7 protein-coding genes are annotated in these 5,502 nt (G+C 37.1%); 6 read left to right on the forward strand and 1 reads right to left on the reverse strand.

Translation table 11 applies throughout. The annotated features are described in order from the left end of the window. Nucleotides 1–945: ligand-binding sensor domain-containing protein (locus ACY651_RS16885; protein ID WP_462254669.1), on the reverse strand; the 945-nt coding region annotated here is incomplete at its 3' end. 433 nt (nucleotides 946–1,378) lie between these two features. On the opposite strand from ACY651_RS16885, the gene ACY651_RS16890 reads away from it, so the two are divergent. The 6 genes from ACY651_RS16890 to ACY651_RS16915 form a co-directional block, all read left to right on the forward strand. Further along, a complete protein-coding gene (locus ACY651_RS16890; protein ID WP_462254670.1) occupies nucleotides 1,379–1,909 on the forward strand; it encodes a YybH family protein in 531 nt (176 codons plus the stop codon). A gap of 51 nt (nucleotides 1,910–1,960) precedes the next feature. Beyond that, nucleotides 1,961–2,704, forward strand: coding sequence for a hypothetical protein (locus ACY651_RS16895; protein WP_462254671.1), 744 nt, complete (start codon nucleotides 1,961–1,963; stop codon nucleotides 2,702–2,704). Between the two features lie 205 nt (nucleotides 2,705–2,909). Then, nucleotides 2,910–3,797: a dioxygenase family protein gene (locus tag ACY651_RS16900; RefSeq protein ID WP_462254672.1), complete on the forward strand. Its 888-nt coding sequence runs from the start codon at nucleotides 2,910–2,912 to the stop codon at nucleotides 3,795–3,797. 137 nt (nucleotides 3,798–3,934) lie between these two features. Beyond that, complete coding sequence (locus ACY651_RS16905) at nucleotides 3,935–4,645, forward strand: type VI secretion system tube protein Hcp (protein ID WP_462254673.1); 711 nt, start codon at nucleotides 3,935–3,937, stop codon at nucleotides 4,643–4,645. A gap of 141 nt (nucleotides 4,646–4,786) precedes the next feature. Further along, nucleotides 4,787–5,188, forward strand: coding sequence for a LytR/AlgR family response regulator transcription factor (locus tag ACY651_RS16910; protein ID WP_462254674.1), 402 nt, complete (start codon nucleotides 4,787–4,789; stop codon nucleotides 5,186–5,188). A gap of 113 nt (nucleotides 5,189–5,301) precedes the next feature. Further along, on the forward strand, nucleotides 5,302–5,502 hold a 201-nt coding region (locus tag ACY651_RS16915), incomplete at its 3' end, for a hypothetical protein (RefSeq protein WP_462254675.1).

The raw sequence follows: 5,502 nt of genomic DNA on the forward strand, positions 1-5,502 counted from the left end.
GTCGATAATGAACGGATAACATAATCTTGTTTTGGTTACAGGTAATGGCTCGTTCCAGTTTACTGCTTTGCCTGGCTCGTATTTATAAACACTATAAAAATACTCTTCCCTGTGGTGGTTTTCCCAAAGTTGTTCTTTGGGTTTAAAGATGATATTGCCACCTGGTGTTTTATTACTGTTGAACAATGGAAATATAGCTGTTCCATCGGAGAGGTAGAGGTTGCTGTTAATTAATTTACTGCTATCCGGGTTAAGGTAACCGTCATTAAGCAGAATACCATTGTTCAGCTTTATAAAGTTATTCTTTAACGGATCAAATCGGTACACCGCTCCATCCATACCGCCAATCCAGATGATTCCGTTAGTATCTTTTCCCATGCCGTAAACGGGTGCGTCGTTCGGCAAAGTAAGCCTGGTAACAACAGGTGCGGCATCTTTAGTAAAGAATTCATTACCGGATTCAACAATATTTAATCCGGCAACATCTGTAGCTATAAGTATTCTGCCATCGGGCATTTCCATAATTGATCTTATACCATTACCCGAAAGGCTGGCCGCATTTGAGTTACTGTGCATGATGCGGTAAAATTTACCACTCTTCTTATCGTAAATATTTAAGCCGGCGTTTTCGGTGCCGGCCCATATCCTCCCTTTTGAATCTTCAAACAGTTTTACAATGGTGTTACTGCTGAGCGAATGTGCATTGTAGGGATCGTTAGCGAAAATTTTAAAACCATAACCATCATAACGGTTGAGCCCGTTTTTGGTAGCCACCCATATAAAGCCTTCTTTATCCTGCAAAATATCAAACACCATCCCTTGCGATAAGCCCTGTGCAGTAGAAATAGATTCGTAATCGGGTGTGTTTTGTGCAGCTGCGCCAAACCCCAGCCAAATAATGGCCAACGTACATATTGCTTTTAGGTAGATAAGGGGTTTATGCATTTACTTATAAAGATAATTGGAATGCCATTTTTTATTGCATGGATTAAAAGAAAATAGCCTCTGTTTTTACAAAATGACGAAATAATCCTATTGCTGCACAATTTGTCCGGTAGTTTGGGGTGAATGTGCAGGAAGTTGGCGGATTTGTCCTAACACCTAATCGTACCTGAACAGACCTTTACATAAGTTACTTTATCCCTCCCTTTACAAAGCTGATCTTCTGCTATCGTTGTTAAACCATGTCATCGTTTACTATTACTATCACACAAAAGCATTTTTTAAATAGTCAACCCATTCTTTAATTAACCTAACAAACACGCTGTATGAAATTTAAAAAATTTACAAGCTCAGACTAACGGCCATTATTGCCCTTACTATATAGATGCCTGCAGTTGCACAGCATATTTTTAACCACTAATAAAATAATCAAAAAATGAAAAAAATGAATCCTTTTAAAGTAGCAACACTTTGTGTTGCCCTGGCTTGCTTAACTCTTGGATGTAACAATGCTCCAGAAGAAAAAGCAGATGCCGCCACAGCAACAGAGGCTGCTCCACCTGCTGCTGTTACAACAGACATGGCAAAATTAAAAGCAACTATACAAGCTTTAGAAAACAGTTGGGCTGCTGCAGATAATGCCCGAGACACTAACGCAATTGCTGCATTTTATGCCGACGATGCCATAAGCTTTTCAAATAATAAACCTATGGTAAAAGGAAAAGCTGCTATTCTGAACGATATTAAAGAAGGCCTTGCAAAAAGACCTAAAGGCTCTGTAGTCAGTTATGATATTATGGATGTATTTGGCAATGAGCAAACTGTTACAGAAACAGGAACATCCACACAAAAAGACGCTGCTGGAAAAATACTTAACACAGGTAAGTATATGGCCATTTGGGAAAATCGTGGTGGAAAGTATACCTGCATAAGGGACATTTATAATGATGATGTAAAACAAAAATAACCGGCCTTGCTACTTAACATATTTCGCCTTTAACCATTAAACCAAATCAACATGAAAAAGAATTTCCGTTTTACTACAAAGATGTTTTTTCTTCTTTGCATGCTTATCCCTTTTGCAGGCATAAGCCAAACCAAAAATTTAATTTCTACCCAACGGGTATTTCCAAAAATGGATAAAGTGCTTGAATTTGAAAAAGCACTGGCTAACCATGCACAAAAATACCATACCGGTACGTCCCATTGGCGGGTGTTTGCCATACAATCAGGTCCGGATATGGGAGGCTATCATATTACCGAGGGACCAACAAGCTGGGAGGGAGAGGATACAAGAGGTAATTTAGGAACAGAGCATAACCTGGACTGGAATAAAAATGTAGCCATCTATTTAACAGACAGGCTATCGGGTGGCTATTCTGTTTACATCGATTCGTTGAGTACCGTGGCGTTGGGTGATTTTTCTGATAAAATCAATATTAATCACATTTATCCCAAAGTTGGGCATGGTGACGATGTTGTAAATATTATAAAGAAGTTGAAAAAAAACTGGGCATCTGTTGGTGTAACAGTTGCGGTATATTCTGCCAGTTCTTCCGGTAAAGCACAATATACTTTAACAACAAGGTATAAGCAGGGCTTAAAAGAAAGAGCAACAGGTTTTCGTAAACCATTTAAAGAAACTTATGAAGCTGTAAATGGAGAAGGCTCTTATGCACAATACCTTAAAGATATTGCTGAATTTATTGACGAAAGCTGGAGTGAATTACTTTTTTTACGTGCTGATTTAAGTTCGAAATAAGTTTAACGCACAGCCATAGTTTGTAAATACACAAACCTTTACAAAAATAATTTTATACTACCCAACCAGCAACCATTAAACCAAAAGAGGGGTGATTTTTTCACTCCTCTTATTTAAAAAAAATTGATGGAGGATACTTCTACAAACTAAGCAGCGTAGAGATGAAGAAATAATATCCTTATTTTTTTACACTAAAAATATTTTTATGCAAAGAAGAAACTTTATAAGGAACACCGCACTCTTTGCAGTAGCCATAAGCTCCAGCGGTTTTATACGCTTTAATGGTAAAAACTTTGAAGGCGACACGCCAACTACAACTGATATTCTTGGCCCTTTTTACAGACCAGGAGCACCAGTAAGAACCAATTTAAGACTTCCAACTTCTCATGGTGCACCAATTGTTTTGAAAGGAAGTATTTTTAAAGAAGATGGCAAAACCCCTATCAACAATGCCTTGGTTGAAATCTGGCATTGCGATGAAAATGAAGTGTATGATAATGCCTCAGACGAATACAAATACCGTGGCGGACACAAAACAAATGCAGATGGCAAATATGCATTTAAATCCATTCTGCCCGTTCCTTATAAAGCCAACCCAACCGATGAATCATCCTGGCGGCCTGCTCACATACACATGCGTGTGTCTGTACCCAATCAACAGGATTTAATAACCCAGATCTATTTTAAAGGAGGTAAATATGTTGAAACTGACAAATGGGCTTCTTCTCCTAAAGCGGTAAACAGGATACTCAATATTTTAGAAAGTAAGCCTGGCGAGAAGGAAATTGTTTTTAATGTAATTATGGGTAAAGAGATTCCACTTGATGAAAAAGTTTATGATACCGTTACTGGACTTTTTGATGTTGGCGATAATAACCTTATTGAGTTTATTAAAAATGATGACCTGCTCTTTATGAAACAAAACGGACAGATCAGAGCAAGTTTAAAATATATTGGCAATAACAGCTTCGAAGGTGGTATAGGTTATCCCATCGCCAGTTTTGAATTACAAAAAGATGGAGGGGTAAAAGTAGTTGTACAAAGAACAGTCGATAAGAAGCTTATTGGTACAAAGATTTTAAAATACAATTAATAATTAGCCTGCGTTCGTGTCTCACGGATGCACGGTATGGTTCGTGAGAAACAAACCAAGGCATGGAGACACGAACCAGGGCACATATAAACAAGATTATAAAACAACAATACACAATTAAACATAAAAAATAAAAAATGAAAAAGCTATTATTTTCAATCGTTTTCTTTTCAGCATTTAGTACAAACGCACAGGTAGGTATTGGTACCCAAACTCCAAGTGCCAATGCGGTGCTTGATGTAACCAGCACCAACAAAGGCATATTACTGCCAAGGTTAAACGATACCAGCAGTGTAAGCAACCCAAGTGCCGGTTTAATGATTTACAACAGCCGTACAAAAACCCCGGCGTTTCATGATGGTTTAAAATGGAATGCATTCGCTGCAATTGCTGCTGCAAATACAGACTCCATTACCTATACTTTAACAGGTGCTGCAAATGGTTTTACCAATGGCGCTTATGGAGTTTTAGCAATAAGCTGCGGGGGCTCAAACAGCGGCACGCCGGCAGGTACCAACTTTCAGGACATCAGTATTAGTAAGCTGGCTGATATTAATTCCATTCCTTTTCTCAGCAACATGGCTTCATCCACGCTGCAGCCATCTGCCGGCCAGGCCATTGTTTTTAATTTTTATGTAGCAGGGGCAGCTACACCTTACTATTCCATAAAATTTACTGACTGGAAAGTAAGTAGTGTATCCAATGGTGCCGCATCAGCACAAAGTACAGGTTTAAATGAGAATGTTACTGTAAGTGTACTTGATACAGGAATTATAGGATTTAAAGATTGGATAAATAATAAAAGCTTTGGGTACAATGTAGTTACAAAAACAGTGGTAGCGTATTGATTTTTTCAGCTTTTACCAGTTTCTTCACAGGCCAAAATGACCACCGCCTGCGTTCGTGTCTCACGAATGCAGATTATGGTTTCAGTTTTTGGCATACCAAACAAAAAAAGAAGATAACATAATGAACTTTAAAAACTAAAAATGATGAGCAATATAAAACAGGCACAAGCAGTTCCACTTAGGGGATTACTAAAATTGTTGCCACCTAATAAAAAAACGCAATGGAAAAAATTAGCTGTTGCAAATTTTGATGAAACAAGGTTTATCCCTTTTGATGAAATTATGTATTGCAAATCCATAAACAATTACACTACCGTTTTTGTGCAAAACGGTAAGTCATATTTGTGTTGCAAAACTTTAAAAGAAATAGCATCAAACTTGCCCGAAGAGCAGTTTGTAAGAATACATCGTTCTTATTTAGTAAACATACAATGTATTAGTGCTTTAAAAAAACACGATAACGAATTGGAGTTAAATAATACAATATCACTACCCATTTCCAGAACACAAAAAACTTCTTTGTATTATTTATTGGGAGTGTAAAAATTTAATTTTTTTTTAATGAAGGCAGATGATATTTTAAAAAAATCGTCTGTTTGCTTTAATGTAGCCGAAAAAAGAATAGAGCAGGCAAACAAAAAAAATCATAAATAAAAATGGAGAAATTAAACCTTTTAAATCAGCTTAAAGCAAAATCATATTTAAGATTTGGTCTTACAATATTTCTTATTCTATTCTCAGGGAAATTTGTAATAAATGACGCTTTACCCTATTTCGGATTTGACAAAGAAATATTTGGCAGGTATTGGGATTATAAATGGCCACTTATTGGACATATTTCTGGTGGTCTTCTGGCT

The sequence above is a fragment of the Ferruginibacter sp. genome, assembly GCF_031391665.1.
Classification (GTDB): domain Bacteria; phylum Bacteroidota; class Bacteroidia; order Chitinophagales; family Chitinophagaceae; genus Ferruginibacter.

Bases quoted from the DNA above. Each gene is read 5' to 3' on its own strand.
- ACY651_RS16900 (WP_462254672.1), top strand. From the start codon at position 2,910: ATGCAAAGAAGAAACTTTATAAGGAACACCGCACTCTTTGCAGTAGCC.
- ACY651_RS16895 (WP_462254671.1), top strand. From the start codon at position 1,961: ATGAAAAAGAATTTCCGTTTTACTACAAAGATGTTTTTTCTTCTTTGC.
- ACY651_RS16890 (WP_462254670.1), top strand. From the start codon at position 1,379: ATGAAAAAAATGAATCCTTTTAAAGTAGCAACACTTTGTGTTGCCCTG.
- ACY651_RS16910 (WP_462254674.1), top strand. From the start codon at position 4,787: ATGATGAGCAATATAAAACAGGCACAAGCAGTTCCACTTAGGGGATTA.
- ACY651_RS16905 (WP_462254673.1), top strand. From the start codon at position 3,935: ATGAAAAAGCTATTATTTTCAATCGTTTTCTTTTCAGCATTTAGTACA.